This window comes from Streptomyces sp. NPDC048514 (assembly GCF_043199955.1).
GTDB lineage: Bacteria > Actinomycetota > Actinomycetes > Streptomycetales > Streptomycetaceae > Streptomyces.
Genome location: NZ_JBICWT010000007.1, coordinates 208,898 through 226,186 on the forward strand (window position 1 = coordinate 208,898; position 17,289 = coordinate 226,186).

General features: G+C 73.5%; 15 protein-coding genes. 13 read left to right on the top strand and 2 right to left on the bottom strand.

What is annotated here, in order from left to right:
• Window positions 1–78 precede the first annotated feature (78 nt).
• From ACGFT2_RS17455 to ACGFT2_RS17465, 3 genes are read left to right on the top strand one after another with little or no spacing between them, the layout of a single operon-like run.
• Window positions 79–1,452 (top strand): aldehyde dehydrogenase family protein, encoded by a 1,374-nt coding sequence (locus ACGFT2_RS17455; RefSeq protein WP_393278783.1) that lies wholly within the window; start codon window positions 79–81, stop codon window positions 1,450–1,452.
• A complete protein-coding gene (locus ACGFT2_RS17460; protein WP_393278785.1) occupies window positions 1,449–2,231 on the top strand; it encodes a 3-oxoacyl-ACP reductase in 783 nt (260 codons plus the stop codon). The genes ACGFT2_RS17455 and ACGFT2_RS17460 overlap by 4 nt, the downstream gene beginning before the upstream one ends.
• 25 nt (window positions 2,232–2,256) lie before the next feature.
• Window positions 2,257–3,498 (top strand): haloacid dehalogenase-like hydrolase, encoded by a 1,242-nt coding sequence (locus ACGFT2_RS17465; protein ID WP_393278787.1) that lies wholly within the window; start codon window positions 2,257–2,259, stop codon window positions 3,496–3,498.
• A gap of 28 nt (window positions 3,499–3,526) precedes the next feature.
• On the opposite strand, the gene ACGFT2_RS17470 is transcribed toward ACGFT2_RS17465, so the two are convergent.
• On the bottom strand, window positions 3,527–4,729 hold the full coding sequence (locus ACGFT2_RS17470) for an amino acid deaminase/aldolase (RefSeq protein WP_393278789.1): 1,203 nt from the start codon (window positions 4,727–4,729) through the stop codon (window positions 3,527–3,529).
• 1,460 nt (window positions 4,730–6,189) lie between these two features.
• On the opposite strand from ACGFT2_RS17470, the gene ACGFT2_RS17475 reads away from it, so the two are divergent.
• The 3 genes from ACGFT2_RS17475 to ACGFT2_RS17485 all read left to right on the top strand — a co-directional run bounded on the left by ACGFT2_RS17475 (window position 6,190) and on the right by ACGFT2_RS17485 (window position 8,982).
• Entirely contained in the window at window positions 6,190–6,903 is a 714-nt protein-coding gene (locus ACGFT2_RS17475; RefSeq protein WP_393279208.1) for a hypothetical protein, read from the top strand.
• Window positions 6,900–8,087: a type VII secretion-associated serine protease mycosin gene (gene mycP, locus ACGFT2_RS17480; RefSeq protein WP_393278791.1), complete on the top strand. Its 1,188-nt coding sequence runs from the start codon at window positions 6,900–6,902 to the stop codon at window positions 8,085–8,087. The genes ACGFT2_RS17475 and mycP overlap by 4 nt, the downstream gene beginning before the upstream one ends.
• Before the next feature lie 163 nt (window positions 8,088–8,250).
• Complete coding sequence (locus ACGFT2_RS17485; protein WP_393278793.1) at window positions 8,251–8,982, top strand: SseB family protein; 732 nt, start codon at window positions 8,251–8,253, stop codon at window positions 8,980–8,982.
• 10 nt (window positions 8,983–8,992) lie between these two features.
• Here the strand turns inward: ACGFT2_RS17485 and ACGFT2_RS17490 are convergent, their stop codons facing one another.
• Entirely contained in the window at window positions 8,993–9,349 is a 357-nt protein-coding gene (locus ACGFT2_RS17490; protein ID WP_393278795.1) for a DUF1844 domain-containing protein, read from the bottom strand.
• A 383-nt stretch (window positions 9,350–9,732) separates the two neighbouring features.
• Between ACGFT2_RS17490 and infC the strand changes: the two genes are divergently transcribed.
• The 7 genes from infC (at window position 9,733) to pheT (ending at window position 17,186) form a co-directional block, all read left to right on the top strand.
• Window positions 9,733–10,395 carry a translation initiation factor IF-3 gene (gene infC, locus ACGFT2_RS17495; RefSeq protein WP_353604970.1) on the top strand — a complete coding sequence of 221 codons (663 nt, stop codon included), beginning with the start codon at window positions 9,733–9,735 and terminating at the stop codon, window positions 10,393–10,395.
• Between the two features lie 113 nt (window positions 10,396–10,508).
• Window positions 10,509–10,703: a 50S ribosomal protein L35 gene (gene rpmI, locus ACGFT2_RS17500; RefSeq protein ID WP_003977225.1), complete on the top strand. Its 195-nt coding sequence runs from the start codon at window positions 10,509–10,511 to the stop codon at window positions 10,701–10,703.
• Window positions 10,704–10,809: 106 nt separating this feature from the next.
• Window positions 10,810–11,193 (top strand): 50S ribosomal protein L20, encoded by a 384-nt coding sequence (rplT, locus tag ACGFT2_RS17505; protein WP_016642495.1) that lies wholly within the window; start codon window positions 10,810–10,812, stop codon window positions 11,191–11,193.
• A gap of 168 nt (window positions 11,194–11,361) precedes the next feature.
• Window positions 11,362–12,225 (top strand): TrmH family RNA methyltransferase, encoded by an 864-nt coding sequence (locus tag ACGFT2_RS17510; RefSeq protein WP_393278797.1) that lies wholly within the window; start codon window positions 11,362–11,364, stop codon window positions 12,223–12,225.
• Between the two features lie 50 nt (window positions 12,226–12,275).
• Complete coding sequence (locus ACGFT2_RS17515; RefSeq protein WP_393278799.1) at window positions 12,276–13,421, top strand: ATP-binding protein; 1,146 nt, start codon at window positions 12,276–12,278, stop codon at window positions 13,419–13,421.
• A gap of 130 nt (window positions 13,422–13,551) precedes the next feature.
• A complete protein-coding gene (gene pheS / locus ACGFT2_RS17520) occupies window positions 13,552–14,673 on the top strand; it encodes a phenylalanine--tRNA ligase subunit alpha (protein WP_393278801.1) in 1,122 nt (373 codons plus the stop codon).
• Window positions 14,673–17,186: a phenylalanine--tRNA ligase subunit beta gene (gene pheT, locus ACGFT2_RS17525; RefSeq protein ID WP_393278803.1), complete on the top strand. Its 2,514-nt coding sequence runs from the start codon at window positions 14,673–14,675 to the stop codon at window positions 17,184–17,186. Before pheS ends, pheT begins: the two co-directional genes overlap by 1 nt.
• Window positions 17,187–17,289: the final 103 nt, after the last annotated feature.

The following is a 17,289-nucleotide window of genomic DNA, read 5'->3' on the forward strand; positions in this document are numbered from 1 at the left end:
CCCCGCGAACGCTCCCGATCCGCCTCCTGCCGGTCCGCCCTCGACACCCGTGTTCCGACGCCTGTGAAAGGTCACCCCGTGTCCGACCCCCACGAGCTGAAGGTCCTCAACCCCGCCACCGAGGAGGTCGTCGCCACCGTCCCCGCCGCCGGTGCCGAGGACGTGGACGCCGCCGTCGTACGCGCCGCACGCGCCCAGGCCGGCTGGGCCGCCCTCGCACCCGCCGACCGGGCCCGGCTGCTGCGCCGCTTCGCAGACGTCGTCGACGCCCACAACGAGGAACTCGCCCGGCTGGAGGTCAAGGAGGCCGGCCACACCGTCGGCAACGCCCGCTGGGAGGCCGGCAACGCACGCGACCTGCTGCTGTACGCGGCCGGCGGCGCCGAACGCGTCCTCGGCCGGCAGATCCCGGCCCCCGGCGGCTGGAACGTCACCTTCCACGAACCTCTCGGCGTCATCGGCGTGATCGCCCCCTGGAACTTCCCCATGCCGATCGCCGCCTGGGGCTCGTTCCCGGCACTCGCCGCGGGCAACGCGGTCGTCCTGAAGCCGGCCGAGACCACCCCGCTGACCGCGCTCCGCCTCGCCGAACTCGCCCTGGAGGCGGGCCTGCCCGAGCACCTCTTCCAGGTGCTGCCCGGCTACGGCCACACCGCCGGGCGCGCCCTGGTGGACCACCCCGGCGTCGCCAAGATCGTGTTCACCGGCTCCACCACCACCGGCCGCGAGGTCATGGAGCGCTGCGCCCGCCTGGTCAAGCCGGTCACCCTCGAACTCGGCGGCAAGAGCCCCAACGTCGTCTTCGCCGACGCCGACCTCGCCACGGCCCTGGACCCGTCCTCCTTCGTGGACAACTCCGGCCAGGACTGCTGCGCCCGCACCCGCATCCTCGTCCAGGAGTCGGTGTACGACGAGGCCCGCGCCTTCCTCGCCGACGCGCTCGCCGCCGTCGTCGTGGGCGACCCGGCCGACGAGAAGACCCAGATGGGCCCGCTGATCTCCGCCCGGCAGCTGGAGCGGGTCCGGTCGTACGTCCCCGCGGACACCCCGGCCCTGCGCGGCGCAGCCCCCGACGGACCCGGCTTCTGGTTCCCGCCGACCGTGCTCACCGGGGAGCGGCACGACAGCCCGGCGGCCCGTGAGGAGATCTTCGGCCCCGTCGCCGTCCTCCTGCCCTTCACCGACGAGCAGGACGCCGTCCGCCTCGCCAACGACACCCCCTACGGCCTCTCCGGCTCCATCTGGACCCGGGACATCGGCCGCGCCCTGCGCGTCTCCCAGGCCGTCCGCGCCGGCAACCTGTCCGTCAACTCCCACTCCAGCGTCCGCTACTGGACCCCGTTCGGCGGCTTCAAGCAGTCCGGCCTCGGCCGGGAGCTGGGCCCCGACGCCCTGACCGCATTCACCGAAACCAAGAACGTCTTCATCAGCACGGAGGGCCCCGCACAGTGACCGACACCAACGTTTGCCGCCGCCTGGTCGGCCGTACCGCCGTCGTCACCGGAGCCGGCAGCGGCATCGGCCTCGCCACCGCCCGCCGTCTCGCCGCCGAAGGCGCCCAGGTGGTCTGCGCGGACATCGACGAGACGGCGGGCAAGGCCGCCGCCGACGAGGTCGGCGGCCTCTTCGTCCGCGTCGACGTCACCGACCCCGAGCAGGTCGAGGCGCTGTTCAAGACGGCGTACGACACCTACGGCAGCGTCGACGTCGCCTTCAACAACGCCGGCATCTCCCCGCCCGACGACGACTCCATCCTGGAGACCGGCCTGGCGGCCTGGAGGCGGGTCCAGGAGGTCAACCTCACCTCCGTCTACCTGTGCTGCAAGGCCGCCATCCCCTACATGCGCCGCCAGGGCCGGGGCTCCATCATCAACACCGCGTCCTTCGTCGCCCGGATGGGCGCGGCCACCTCCCAGATCTCCTACACCGCGTCCAAGGGCGGCGTCCTCGCCATGTCCCGCGAGCTGGGCGTGCAGTTCGCCCGCGAGGGCATCCGGGTCAACGCCCTGTGCCCCGGCCCGGTCAACACCCCGCTGCTCCAGGAGCTGTTCGCGAAGGATCCGGAGCGGGCGGCCCGCCGACTCGTCCACATCCCGGTCGGCCGGTTCGCCGAGGCAGCGGAGATCGCCGCCGCCGTAGCCTTCCTGGCCAGCGACGACTCCTCCTTCGTCAACGCCACCGACTTCCTGGTGGACGGCGGGATCTCGGGCGCGTACGTCACGCCCCTGTAGGCCCGAGGTGTACGGTCCCCGTCGTATGCGACAGCTTTCCGCGTGGACCCTGGCAGCGGCCGCCGTCCTGGCGGCCGCGCCCACCGCAACCGCCGAAGCCGGCACCTTGTCCGCCAACTGCCCACGACTGCACGGTGATTGGTACGGCCACAACCGTGAGCGGCTGCAGCAGGTGATCGACGCCCGCGGCACCTGCTCCGGACACCGGGGCGCGGTGGCCGCGTTCGACTGGGACAACACGATCACCAAGAACGACGTCACCGACGCCACCCTCTCCTGGGCGCTGCGCCACGACCGGCTGCTGCGTCCCGCCCGCTGGAAGGACACCAGCGCCTGGCTGACGGACACCGCCGACCGGGCCCTCGCCACCGCCTGCGGCACCGGCGCCGGGGAGCCCCTGCGCACCTCCGACCGTCCGCACTGCACCGACGAGATCGTCGAGATCCGCGAGAACGGCACGACCACGAGCGGGGCCGCCGCCTTCGCGGGACGGTGGAACCACCGGCGCACCGTGCCGCAGTACGCCTGGGTGCCCCAGCTCTTCGCCGGCCGCACCCCCGCCGAGGTCGCCGCCTACACCCGCGCCGCCCGCTCCGAGGCCCTGGCCGCACCGATCGGCGCGACCCGCACCCTCGGCACCCACACGGTCCCGGCGTACATCCGCTACTACGACCAGCAGCGCGACCTCGTCCGCACCCTCCAGCGGGCCGGATTCCGCGTCTACGTCGTCTCCGCCGGCTCCGAACCCATCACGGAGGTCTGGTCCCGGGCCATCGGCGTGGACGCGGCCCACACCATCGCCATCCGCTCGGTCCTCGACCACCGGGGACGCATCACCACCCGCAACGAGGGCTGCGGAGACGTGCCCGCTTCCCGGGGCGCGGCCATCCCGTACATCGACGGCAAGCGCTGCTGGATCAACCAGGAGATCTACGGCGTCCGCGGCGTCCGGGCCTGGCAGAAGCAGCCCTGGAAGCGGCGGCCCGCCGTCGCGGGCGGCGACGCCGACACCGACGTCACCTTCGTGGACGACGCCACCGGCGCCCATGTCGTGCTCAACCGGAACAAGGCCGAGCTGATGTGCCGGGCCTACGACGACGCCGACGGCCGCTGGCTGATCAACCCCATGTTCCTCGAACCGCTGCCGCGCAGGCCCGATCCCTACCCCTGCTCCACCACGGCCCGCACGGCCCCCGACGGCACCCGCGGGCCGGTGCTCCGCCCCGACGGCTCGGTGGTGCCGGACCAGGCGGACACCGTCCACTGACGGGCGCCCGCGTGCAACCGGCGGGCGCTCAGAGGAACGTGTGGCCCTCGCCGCGGTAGGTGGGCACGGTCGCCGTCACCGTGTCCCCCTCGATCAGGTGCAGAGCGTCGAACCGCTCGCACAGTTCGCCCGCCTTGGCGTGCCGGAACCACACCTTGTCGCCGATGAGCAGGTCGTCGGCGGGCGCGCCCAGCAGCGGGGTCTGCACCTCGCCCGGCCCTTCCTGCGGGTCGTACGCCAGCCCCTCCGGCAGGTACGGCACCGGCAGCCGGTCGCGTCCGGCGACACCGGAGGCCGGGTAGCCGCCGCCGAGCACCGTGACGACACCGACACCGGGCCGCCGCACCACCGGAAGGGCGAACAGGGCGGCCGGACGGCCCGTGAAGGACGTGTAGTTGTCGAACAGACGCGGCACGTACAGCCCCGAACCGGCCGCTATCTCCGTCACCGCGTCCTCGGCGGCGGTGTACTGCACACTGCCCGTGCCACCGCCGTTGACGAACTCCAGGCCGGGGACGACCGCGCGCACCGCGCGCACCACGGCGGCCCGCCGCTCGGCCAGCTCCCGCCGGGCCGCGGCCTGCATCAGCCGGATCGCCCGGGACCGCAGCCGCCGCCCGGCCACCGCGTCCCCGACCCCGGCGACGTGCCCTTCGTACGCCATGATTCCCACCAGCCGGAAGCCCGGGCGCCGCGCCACCGACCGTGCCAGCTCGGCGAGTTGAGCGGGGGAGCGCAGCGGTGAGCGGCGTGCCCCGACCCGCACCCGGCCGCCGAGCAGCTGCAGCGAGGTGTCCAACTCCAGGCAGACCCGCACCACTTCACGCCCGCCGGCGCGGGCCGCGTCGATCAGGTCGAGCTGGGCCGGATCGTCCACCATGACGGTGACGGCGGCGGCGAGCTTGGGATCGGCGGCCAGCTCGGCGAACCCGGCGCGGTCGGCGGACGGGTAGGCGAGCAGGACGTCGTCGAACCCGGAGCGGGCGAGCCACAGCGACTCGGCCAGGGTGAACGACATGAGGCCCCGGAAGCCGTCTCGGGCCAGGACGCGTTCCAGCAGGGCGCGGCAGCGGACCGACTTGCTCGCGACCCGGACCGGCTTGCCGCCGGCCCGGCGCAGGAGATCGTCCGCGTTGGCGTCGAAGGCGTCCAGGTCCACGATCGCGAGGGGGGCGTCGAGATGGGCGGTGGCCCTGTCGTAACGGGCCCTGTCGGCGGCGAGCGCAGTCATGACGGAAGCCTGCCAGACAGGATTACCGCAGGGTAGGGGGACGTACCGGGCAGATGCCCCGGTGCCGCGCACTGGTTCCCGGTCACCGGCCGGCAACCCGTAGAGTGACGCGCACATACGGCGGAACACGCCCGGCGAAGACGCGCTCGGCGCGCCGGCTGAACCGGGATGCCCGTCCGGCCGTACGGGTATGCGTGCCCGGGAGAGAGCTTCCGCACCGGGCGCGGCCGGGGAGGAGCACGGCCCGCGTAGGCAAGACGGCCCGGGCACGAGGAAACGGGGGGTGCATGAGCTCGGAACCGCGCCACGCCCCCGTGCCGCCACGCCCCTCGACCCCGCCCACGGCCGAACCGCCCCGCCCCGCCCGAACACCCCGCGTCCCCCGCCCGCCCCTGCACCCCCCGAGCGCCCCCCACCGCTCCGGACCGGCCCCGTCGGCGGACGCCCCCGGGCCCTCCGAGCGGGGCGCGGTGTCGGGCGTCTCCGGGCTTTCCGAGCGCGGTCCGGTACCGGCTGCTCCCCAACTTCCCGGGCAGGGACCGGCGTCGGGTGCACCGGCATCGGCCTGGGGTTCGCGCCCGGACTCCCGGTCCGCCCACCCCGGTACCGGGCGCCCGGCCGGAGCGATGACGGACGACGATCCCGACGACGAGCCTTCCGTCTTCACCCCGCGTGATTCCCGGCCGCCCGCCAGCGCGGCCGAGCTGGGTGAACGGCCCCCTGCCGCGCGCTCCGGGCCGGTGACCGCTGCCGGTCGGCGACCAGGGCCGGCCTTCCGCACGTCCGCCGTGCCCGAAATCTCCGACCCGGTGAACCCGCCACCGCCGCCCGCCTCGGCCCGCTTCCCGGACGCCCCTCCGGAGACCCCCGAGGAGACGACGACCCGCCTCCGCCCGATCCCCCCGGCCCCCGGACCCCGGCACCCGGGACTCCGGCACCCCGGACCCACGGGGCCTACCGGACCCAGCGGACCCACGGGGCCTACCGGACCCACCGGGTCGGCTGGGCCCATCGGGCCGGCTAGGCCTGCCGGGCCTGCCGGGTTCACCGCGCCCTCCGGGGTCACCGGCGCTGCACGTGCCTTCGCGCAGGCCGGGGACGGCTCTCGCGTCGGCTCCGTGCCCGCGGCCGGCGGCGTGTCCGGCGCGTCGGCGGGTCGTCGCGCCGGTTCCGCGCCCGCTTCCGGAGGTTCCGTCGCCGGCCCGGCGGCCCCCGTGTCCGCCGCGGCCCCCGTGTCCGCGGCCCCCGGTTCCGCAGCCCCCGCGGAGGCGAGGCGTGGAGCGGATGGCTGGAGGTCCATGGCGGGCGCCCGGCAGCCCGCGAGCGCCCCGTCCGCGCCGGACCCGGCCCTGTCCTGGAGTGCCGTCCGCCCGGTGGTGTCGTTCGGGGAGCCCGAGGCCTTCGGGGCCCGGCCGCGTCCCCGGGTCCGGCCGCGCACCGCCGCTGCCGCCGCGTGTCTCGTGCTCGGCCTGGGTCTCATCGGCGGCGCGGTGACCGGGAGTTGGCTCACCGGGGAAGGGGAAGGACGCCCTCCCGGCAGTCAGTACGCCGCCGCCGCCACGCTCTGGCACAGCACGCCCGTCGACCAGCTGTTCCCGCCCACCGTCGAGGGCACCGGCGCGGGTCCCGGCGGCGCCGACCGCACCTGGACCCGGATCGCCGTGGCCCCGGACAGCGGCTGCGCCGACGCCTTCGACCCGCTGCTCCACAAGGCACTCGCCCCGGTCGGCTGCCGCCGGCTCCTGCGCGCCACCTACACCGACGCGACCCAGAGCCACGTCACCACCGTCGGCCTGCTGTTCGCCAAGGCCGACCCGGCCACCATGGCCGCACTGGCCCGGCGTTTCCGCGACGAGCGCCTGGACCGGCGCAGCGACCTGATGCCCCGGCCGTACGCGGCCCGGGGCACCGCGGCGGCCCGCTTCGGCGACGCGCAGCGCGCCACCTGGACCGTCTCGGTCCTCACCGACGCCCCCCTCGTCGCCTACGCCGTCTCCGGCTGGGCCGACGGCCGTACCGTCGACTCGCCCCAGCCCGCCGCGGACGCCGTCCGCTCCGGCGCCACCACGGCCACGGCCCAGGCCGGCCTCGGCAACGAGGCCCAGGGCCTGGCCGACCGCGTCGAACGGCGCCTGCGCCAGACCATCGGCTCGGCCACGGAGAACCCTGCATGAGGCCTTCGCCCCGCGGTCACCGCCGCCCGCGCCCCGCCGCCGCGGCGGTGAGTCTCGCGCTGGCCGGCTCCCTCGTCCTGCTGCCGTCCGCCGCCGCGCACGCCGACGGACTCCGCGGCCAGCAGTGGGGCCTGTCCGCGCTGCATCTGACCCAGGCCTGGCGGACCACCAAGGGCGGCGGCGTCACCGTCGCCGTCCTGGACACCGGCGTCGAGGCCGACCATCCCGACCTCACCGGCAACGTCCTGCCCACCAAGGACATGATCGGCTTCGGCGCCGGTCCGGGCGACCGCGGCTGGGCCCGGCACGGCACCGCCATGGCCGGCATCATCGCCGGTCACGGCCACGGAGCCGGGGACGGTGACGGCGTACTCGGCGTCGCCCCGGAAGCGAAGATCCTGCCGGTCCGCGTGATCCTGGAAGACGGCGACCCCGCCCGCTCCAAGGCCCGCACCACCCGCGGCAACGCGCTCGCCGACGGCATCCGCTGGGCCGCCGACCACGGTGCCGACGTCATCAACCTCTCCCTCGGCGACGACTCCGACTCCGCCCACCCCGAACCGAGCGAGGACGAGGCCGTGCAGTACGCCCTCAAGAAGGGCGTCGTCGTGGTGGCCTCGGCGGGCAACGGCGGGGACAAGGGCGACCACGTCTCCTACCCGGCCGCCTACCCGGGCGTCATCGCCGCCACGGCCGTGGACAAGTACGGCACCCGCGCCTCCTTCTCCACCCGCCGCTGGTACGCCGCGGTCAGCGCGCCCGGCGTGAACATCGTGATCGCCGACCCCGACCACAAGTACTACGAGGGCTGGGGCACGAGCGCGGCCTCCGCCTTCGTCTCCGGCGCGGCGGCCCTGATCAAGGCCGCCCACCCCGAGCTGTCCCCGGCCCAGGTCAAGAAGCTCCTGGAGGACACCGCCCGGGACGCCCCGGTGGGCGGCCGCGACGACTCCCGGGGCTTCGGCATGATCGACCCGGCGGCCGCGCTGCGGTCGGCGGCCCGCCTGAAGCCCCGGGGCCTGCGCTCGGCGTCCTACGGCGACGAGTACTTCGGCTCCGGCCCGGACGCCGCCGGCTCCACCGGCGGCGCGTCCGGCTGGGCGGGACCCCTGGCGGGCAGCGCCGGTGCGGTCCTGCTGGTGGCCGGGGTGATCCTGTGGAGAGGCCGCAGGGAGACCCCCTGAACGTCCACGGGGCCGCGCCGCCGGCGAACGCATGCGCCGCAGGGCGACCCCCGAAGGCTCACAGAGCCGCGGCGCCGTCCGCCGCCCGTCGCGCGGACGGCCGGTACGCGAGCCCGCGGCCCCCCACGAGCCCGGCCGCCTCCCCCCTATAGGCTCGGTGACCGTGGCGAACAAGAACATCCCCGACCCCGGCTTCTCCGACGACGACGGCTCCGCCGACCCCCGGCTGAGCGCCGCGCTCGCCGTCTGGGCCGGGGACCGCAGCGCCCTCGGGCCCGTCCTGGACGCGCTCAGGGGCGCCCGTCTGCTGGTACCCGTCGTCGCCGTGCTCGGCGAGGTCGAGGAGGACGGGAACGGGTTGCGCCGCGAGAAGACCAGCGACATGGCCGTACCCACCCTGAAGGCCGGCCACCGCACCGCCCTGCCCGCCTTCACCTCCACCGAGTCCCTCGCCCGCTGGGACCCCGGGGCCCGCCCGGTCGCCGTACCGCTGCACCAGGCCCTCGAGGCCGCCGCGCACGAGAAGGCCGACACGGTCGTGCTGGACCTCGCCGGACCCGTGCCCTTCGAGCTGACCGGCCCGGCGCTGCTCGCCCTCGCCGAGGGCCGCACCAGCACCGATCCGCTCACCGACCCGGCCGTCGTCGGCGCCGTCCGCGCGGCCGTGGCGGCGGAGCCCGCCGTGCTGCGCGCCCACCTCGGGCCGGGACGGGCCGACGGCACCCTCGCGCTCGTCCTCGACCCGGCCGCCGAGGCCGCCGAGGCCGCCCGGACGGTCGCCGAGCGCCTCGCGGCCGACGAGACGCTGAGGGCCCGCCTGGTGCGCGGCCTCGACCTGGCACTGCTGCCGGCCGGGACCACGCCTCCGGGCGAGCCCTTGTACGTGCGCGGATGAGCGGGGCGGACTAGCCGTAGACAGGCCCGGTGTACTTCTCACCGGGGCCCTGGCCCGGCTCGTCCGGGACGATCGACGCCTCACGGAACGCAAGCTGCAACGACTTCAGACCGTCGCGCAGCGGCGCCGCGTGGAAGGAGCTGACCTCGGTCGTGCTCGCGTCCAGCAGACCGGCGAGAGCGGTGATCAGCTTGCGGGCCTCGTCCAGGTCCTTGTACTTCTCGCCCTCCTCGCTGAGCCCGAGCTTCACGGCGGAGGCGCTCATCAGGTTCACGGCGACCGTCACGATCACCTCGACGGCGGGGACCTCGGCGATGTCCCGGGTCATCGCGTCGAAGTCGGGGGAGTCGGGAGGGGTGTCACTCATGCCCCACACGATAGGCGGTCCCGCCCGACGGCCCTCAATTAGCCCTTGTCAGGCGATCCTGCTAACGTGGACAACGACCGGCCGGTCATGTCATGTGTGAAAACAGGACGACCGGCCCACAAGTGGAGGCTCCGATCTCCCACCTGACCGTCCTCCGGGGCGGCGGGTCTCCGGTCAGGCGGCCACCATCGTTCCGTACGGACGATGGAGTCGCCCGAATGTGCGCCCCGCGGTCACCGCGGCGGTGCTCCGGTAGCCATTGGAGCCCGTCCGCCTGTGATCGTCCGGGGCATTTTTTGTGCTTCGGCGCGGTTAGGTCTAACGATCAGAGACGTTACGCGGCTGTCCGCCAGACCGTCGCGTGGTGCTACCGAGGAGGATCCATCAGCGCCGAGCCCCGCATCAACGACCGGATTCGCGTTCCCGAGGTGCGACTTGTCGGTCCCAGTGGCGAGCAGGTGGGCATTGTCCCGCTCGCTAAGGCACTGGAGCTTGCGCAGGAGTACGACCTGGACCTGGTCGAGGTCGCGGCGAACGCCCGTCCGCCCGTGTGCAAGCTCATGGACTACGGGAAGTTCAAGTACGAGTCGGCCATGAAGGCCCGTGAGGCGCGCAAGAACCAGGCGCACACGGTCATCAAGGAGATGAAGCTCCGGCCGAAGATCGACCCGCACGACTATGACACCAAGAAGGGTCACGTCGTCCGGTTCCTCAAGCAGGGCGACAAGGTCAAGATCACGATCATGTTCCGTGGTCGCGAGCAGTCCCGGCCCGAGCTGGGCTACCGACTGCTGCAGCGCCTCGCGGAGGACGTCCAGGACCTCGGTTTCGTCGAATCGAACCCGAAGCAGGACGGCCGAAACATGATCATGGTTCTCGGTCCGCACAAGAAGAAGACCGAGGCGATGGCCGAGGCCCGTCAGGCGCAGGAGGCCCGCAAGGCCGAGGCGAAGGCGAACCCCGGTAAGTCGCAGAACCCTGCCGAGGCAGAGGGATCGTCGGAGGAGCCCGTCGAGGCTCCGTTCGAGGAGCCCGCCGAGGCGTGATCCCGGGGGACACACCCGTCCCCGAGGATGTAACCGATACAAGAGCGACGCTCCATCGTGCCCGGTTTCACGACCGGGCACCGGAGCGCCACCGACGAGGAGAGAACGGCGCTATGCCGAAGAACAAGTCGCACAGCGGTGCCAGCAAGCGCTTCAAGATCACCGGCTCCGGCAAGGTGCTCCGCGAGCGCGCCGGCAAGCGCCACCTGCTCGAGCACAAGTCGTCCCGCGTCACGCGTCGCCTCACCGGCAACGCCGAGATGGCCCCGGGCGACGCCGCGAAGATCAAGAAGCTTCTCGGCAAGTGACGCACCGGCGCTCACCATTCGCCGAGCGCCGTACGTCAGGACCGGGACCCAGTCGTTTCCGGGTCGTGTGAGCACCCACCACGACCCCGCTACAAGGAGTTAACAAGTGGCACGCGTCAAGCGGGCAGTCAACGCCCACAAGAAGCGCCGGGCGATCCTCGAGCAGGCCTCCGGCTACCGCGGTCAGCGTTCGCGCCTGTACCGCAAGGCCAAGGAGCAGGTCACCCACTCGCTGGTCTACAACTACAACGACCGTAAGAAGCGCAAGGGCGACTTCCGTCAGCTGTGGATCCAGCGCATCAACGCCGCTGCCCGCGCCAACGGCATCACCTACAACCGCTTCATCCAGGGTCTGAAGGCCGCGAACATCGAGGTCGACCGCAAGATCCTGGCCGAGCTGGCCGTGAACGACGCGAACGCCTTCGCGGCGCTCGTCGAGGTGGCGCAGAAGGCGCTGCCGTCGGACGTCAACGCGCCGAAGGCCGCGTGACGCCGCGCTGGCTCTAGCCGACGCTCACTGGACCCGCAGGCTGTCATGGCTTGCGGGTCCTGTTGTTGGGGGCCCTCGGTGCGTTCTCCCGCCGCAGGTCCGTCGTGGTCGCTCGCGCAGTTCCCCGCGCCCCTTCGGGGGGCGCCACAAGTTTTCGAAAGTATGAGGATGCCCTCCGTCTCCCCTGAGCTGATCTCGCCCCGGTCCGCCCGCGTCTCCGCCGCGCGCCGGCTCGCCAAGCGGAACTTCCGGGGCAAGGACCGGCTGTTCCTCGCGGAGGGACCGCAGGCCGTACGGGAGGCCGCCGGGCACCGGGGTGCGGACGGGGCGCCCACGCTCGTCGAGCTGTTCGCCACCGTCGAGGCCGCCGAGCGGTACGCCGACATCATCGGAGCGGCCCGCGGCGCGGACGCCCGGGTGCACCTCGCGTCCGAAGAGGTCATCGCCGACATCTCCACCACCGTCACCCCGCAGGGCCTGGTCGGCGTCTGCCGGTTCCTGGACACCCCGTTCGAGGACGTCCTCGCCGCGCGCCCCCGGCTCGTCGCCGTCCTCGCGCACGTCCGCGACCCCGGGAACGCGGGCACGGTGCTGCGCTGCGCCGACGCGGCCGGAGCCGAGGCCGTGATCCTCACGGACGCCTCCGTCGACCTGTACAACCCCAAGGCCGTGCGGGCCTCCGTCGGCTCGCACTTCCATCTGCCCGTCGCCGTCGGCGTGCCCATCGAGCGTGCCGTCGAGGGGCTGCAGGAGGCCGGCGTGCGCATCCTCGCAGCCGACGGCGCCGGTGACCGCGACCTCGACGAGGAGCTGGACAAGGGCGCCATGGGCGGGCCGACCGCCTGGGTCTTCGGCAACGAGGCCTGGGGGCTGCCCGAGGAGACCCGCGCGCTCGCCGACGCCGTCGTGAGCGTCCCCATCCACGGAAGAGCCGAGAGCCTGAACCTCGCCACCGCCGCCGCCGTATGTCTCTACGCGTCGGCCCGGGCACAGCGCGCCTCCGGAGGGTGCCGCTCCGTAACCCAGAGCTAGTAGGGTGACCAGCTCGGGGCCCTGCGCCGTCTGAGAGGTGGGGTACGGGGATGAGTGTGGCCGGCACGAGCACCGCGCCGGAGGGCCGGGACGCGCGGCCTACGCGCGCGCCCCGGGACCGCGGGACCGGCCCGGGCGTCGATCCCGACCAGCTGCCCGACGGGCTCGTCGTCGCCGACGAGCACGGCCGGATCGTCGGCTTCAACGCCGCCGCCGCGCGCATCACCGCCGTACCGGCCGCCGACGCCCTCGGCCGGTCGCTGGAGAAGGCGCTGCCGCTGGAGGACCTGGAAGGACGGCGCTGGTGGCAGGTCACCGACCCCTACGGCGGACTGGCGATCCGGGTCCGGCAGCCCGAGCGCAACCTGCTGCTGCCCGGCGGCCGGGAAGTGCTGGTCTCCGCCCGGTACGTGCGCGACGAGCCGCTCGGACCCGTACGGCAGGTGGTCGTCTGCCTGCGGGACACCGAGGCCCGCCGCCGTACCGAACGCAGCCACGCCGAGCTGATCGCCACCGTCGCCCATGAGCTGCGCTCCCCGCTGACCTCCGTGAAGGGCTTCACCGCCACGCTCCTCGCCAAGTGGGAACGCTTCACCGACGACCAGAAGCGGCTGATGCTGGAGACCGTCGACGCCGACGCCGACCGCGTCACGCGCCTCATCGCCGAGCTGCTGGACATCTCCCGGATCGACAGCGGGCGGCTGGAGGTGCGCCGGCAGCCCGTCGACATAGGCGCCGCCGTCTCCCGGCACATCCAGGCCTACGTCGCCGCCGGCCAGCGCGCCGACCGCTTCCTGCTGCGCATCGAACAGCCGCTGCCCGACCTGTGGGCCGACCCCGACAAGGTCGACCAGGTGCTGAGCAACCTCATCGAAAATGCCGTGCGGCACGGCGAGGGAACCGTCACCATTGCCATCACGCCCTCGGCGTCCCCCCGCGAGGGCGAGGACGGCGAGCACGCAGCCACGTCGGTCACGGTGAGCGACGAGGGGCCCGGCATCCCGGAGGAGTCAATGAACCGCGTCTTCACCCGCTTCTGGCGGGGCAGCAAGCGCGGCGGCACCGGCCTCGGGCTCTACATCGTGAAGGGCATCGTCGAGGCCCACGGCGGCACCATCACGGTCGGCCGCGCCGCCGGCGGCGGGGCCGAGTTCCGATTTACGTTGCCCGTGGCGGCCCCGGCCTATCTGGCCTGAGCGCACCGCGGGCGCATTCGCGTTCCTTCACCCCGTTAGACTCGGCCTTTGGCACCTTTGTGTCCTTCACACGGCCCTCGCGAGTCGGTGACGGGGACCATCCGCCAGCCAATCGGAAGCACGGGAAGAGATGTCGGCACCGAATAAGTCGTACGACCCTGTAGAGGTCGAGGCCTTGAAACCGGAAGAGATCGAGCGCATGCGGGACGAGGCGCTCGCCGCCTTCGCCGCCGCGGGCTCCCTCGACGCGCTCCACGAGGCGAAGGTCGCCCACACCGGCCCGGCCTCCCCGCTGGCCCTCGCCAACCGCGAGATCGGCGCCCTGCCCCCGCACGCCAAGGCCGAGGCCGGCAAGCGCGTCGGCATGGCCCGCGGCGCCGTGAACAAGGCCCTCGCCGCCCGGCAGGCGGAACTGGAGGCCGAGCGCGACACGCGCGTGCTGGTCGAGGAGGACGTGGACGTCACGCTGCCGTACGACCGCGTCCCGGCCGGTGCACGGCACCCGCTGACCACACTGTCGGAGCGCATCGAGGACGTCTTCGTGGCCATGGGCTACGAGGTCGCCGAGGGCCCCGAGGTCGAGGCCGAGTGGTTCAACTTCGACGCCCTCAACATCGGCCCGGACCACCCGGCCCGCGGCGAGGCCGACACGTTCTTCGTGCGCGGGGAGGACGGCGGCAGCGAATCCGGTGTCGTGCTGCGCACCCACACCTCGCCCGTCCAGATCCGCTCGCTGCTCGACCGTGAGCTGCCGGTGTACGTGATCTGCCCGGGCCGGGTGTACCGCACCGACGAGCTGGACGCCACGCACACCCCGGTCTTCCACCAGGTCGAGCTGCTCGCCGTGGACGAGGGCCTCACCATGTCGGACCTCAAGGGCACCCTGGACCACATGGTCCAGTCGCTGTTCGGCGAGGGCATGAAGACCCGGCTGCGCCCGAACTTCTTCCCCTTCACCGAGCCGTCCGCCGAGATGGACATGCTCTGCTACGTCTGCAAGGGCGAGTCCGTCGGCAACCTCGACCGGCCCTGCCGCACCTGCTCCAGTGAGGGCTGGATCGAGCTGGGCGGCTGCGGCATGGTCAACCCCAAGGTGCTGGCCGCGTGCGGCGTCGACCCGGAGAGGTACAGCGGCTTCGCCTTCGGGTTCGGCATCGAGCGGATGCTGATGTTCCGCCACAACGTCGAAGACATGCGAGACATGGTCGAGGGTGACGTCCGGTTCACCCGGCCGTTCGGGATGGAGATCTGATGCGGGTCCCGCTTTCTTGGCTGCGGGAGTACGTCGACCTGCCGGCGACCGAAACCGGCCGTGACGTCCAGGCCAAGCTCATCTCGGCGGGTCTGGAGGTCGAGACCGTCGAGCAGCTCGGCGCCGACCTCAAGGGCCCGCTGGTCGTCGGCCAGGTGCTGACCATCGAGGAGCTGGAGGGCTTCAAGAAGCCCATCCGCTTCTGCACCGTCGACGTCGGCCGGGCCAACGGGACGGGCGAGCCCCAGGAGATCGTCTGCGGCGCCCGCAACTTCGCCGTCGGCGACAAGGTCGTCGTGGTCCTCCCGGGCGCCACGCTGCCCGGCGGCTTCTCCATCGCCGCCCGCAAGACCTACGGCAAGACCTCCCACGGCATGATCTGCTCCGGCGACGAGCTGGGCATGGGCGACGACGGCAGCCACGGCATCATCGTGCTGCCGCCGGAGACCGAGGTCGGCAAGGACGCCGTCGAGCTGCTGGAGCTGGTCGACGAGGTCCTTGACATCGCCGTCACCGCCAACCGCGGCGACTGCCTGTCCATCCGCGGTGTCGCCCGCGAGACCGCCATCGCCTACGGCCTGCCGCTGCGCGACCCGGCCCTGCTGGACGTGCCCGCGCCGAACGCCTACGGCTACCCGGTCCAGGTCACCGACCCCGCGGGCTGCGACCGCTTCACCGCCCGCACGGTGACCGGTCTGAGCCCCGAGGCGCGCTCCCCGATCTGGCTGCAGCGCCGGCTGCAGAAGGTCGGCATGCGCCCGATCTCGCTCGCCGTCGACGTCACCAACTACGTGATGATGGAGCTGGGCCAGCCCCTGCACGCCTACGACCGCACGCTGGTCCAGGGCACCATCGGCGTGCGCCGGGCCGAGGAGGGCGAGAAGCTCGTCACCCTCGACGGCGTCGAGCGGAAGCTGCACGCCGAGGACCTGGTCATCACCGACGAGCGCGGCCCGATCGGCCTGGCCGGCGTCATGGGCGGCGCCCACACCGAGATCGCCGACCACGACGACGTGGAGAACGCCACGAGCGACGTGGTCGTCGAGGCGGCCCACTTCGACGCCGTCTCGATCGCCCGTACGGCCCGCCGCCACAAGCTGTCCTCCGAGGCGTCCCGCCGCTTCGAGCGGGGCGTCGACCCGCAGGCGGCCGCGGCCGCAGCGCAGCGGACCGTGGACCTTCTGGTCCTGCTCGCCGGCGGCACGGCCGAGGCCGGCGTCACGGAGATCGTCGCGCCCTCCGGCCCGCACACGATCACCGTCCCGGCCGATCACCCGGACAAGGTCGCGGGCGTCGAGTACGGCCGCGAGACCGTCGTCCGCCGCCTGCAGGAGATCGGCTGTGACGTCTACGGGCAGGACGAACTGCTCGTCACCGTCCCGTCGTGGCGGCCCGACCTGCTCGAGGCGAACGACCTGGCGGAGGAGGTCATCCGCCTGGAGGGCTACGAGAACCTGCCCTCCACGCTGCCCAGGCCGGTCTCCGGTCACGGCCTGACCCACCGCCAGCGGCTGCACCGCCGGGTCGGCCGGGCACTGGCCGGCGCGGGCTACGTCGAGGCGCCGAACTACCCGTTCGTCGCCGAGCAGGTCTTCGACCAGCTCGGTCTGGAGGCGGGCGACCCGGCCCGCCGGGTCGTGAAGCTGGCCAACCCGCTGAGCGACGAGGAGCCCGCGCTCCGCACGACGCTGCTGCCCGGCCTGCTGGGCGCCCTGCGGCGCAACGACGGCCGGGGCTCGCACGACCTGGCGCTGTTCGAGACGGGCCTGGTCTTCCACCCCCGCGAGGACCGCCGCGCCGCCGCGCACCTGCCCGTCGACCGGCGCCCCACCGACGAGCAGCTGGCCGGGCTGGACGCCGTGCTGCCCGAGCAGCCGCGGCACGTCGCCGTCGTGCTCACCGGCTCCCGCGAGCAGGCCGGCTGGTGGGGCAAGGGCCGCCCGTCGGACTGGGCCGACGCCGTCGAGGCGGCGCGCACCGTCGCCCGTGAGGCCGGTGCCGACCTGGTCGTCCGCAAGGGGAGTTACGGTCCGTGGCATCCCGGCCGCTGCGCCGAGCTGGTGGTCGTCGCCGACGGCACGGAGCAGGTCGTGGGCCATGCGGGAGAACTGCACCCGCGGGTCCTCAAGGCCCTGGGCCTGCCCGAGCGCACCTGCGCGACGGAGCTGAACCTGGACGCCCTGGAGGCGGCGGGCGACGGCGTCCCGCAGGCGCCGGGCATCTCCACGTTCCCGGTGGCCACGCAGGACGTCGCCCTCGTCGTGGACCGCCCGGTCCCGGCCGCGGACGTCGAGGCCGCGCTGCGGGCGGGCGCGGGTGAGCTGCTGGAGTCCATCCGGCTGTTCGACGTGTACGAGAACGCGGAGCAGCTCGGCGACGGCCGCAAGTCGCTGGCGTACGCGCTGCGCTTCCGCGCGGCCGACCGGACGCTGACCGTGGACGAGGCCTCCGCGGCCCGGGACGCGGCCGTCGCCCTGGCGGGCGAGCGGACTGGGGCCGTGCTCCGCGGCTGACCGCCCACCCCCGTTCCGGCCTGCATAAATGCGGGCCGGAACGGGGTGTGCTCACTCGTTCGGGTGGGAATCGGAGGCGATCCGGCCCTTCCGGGTCATGCCG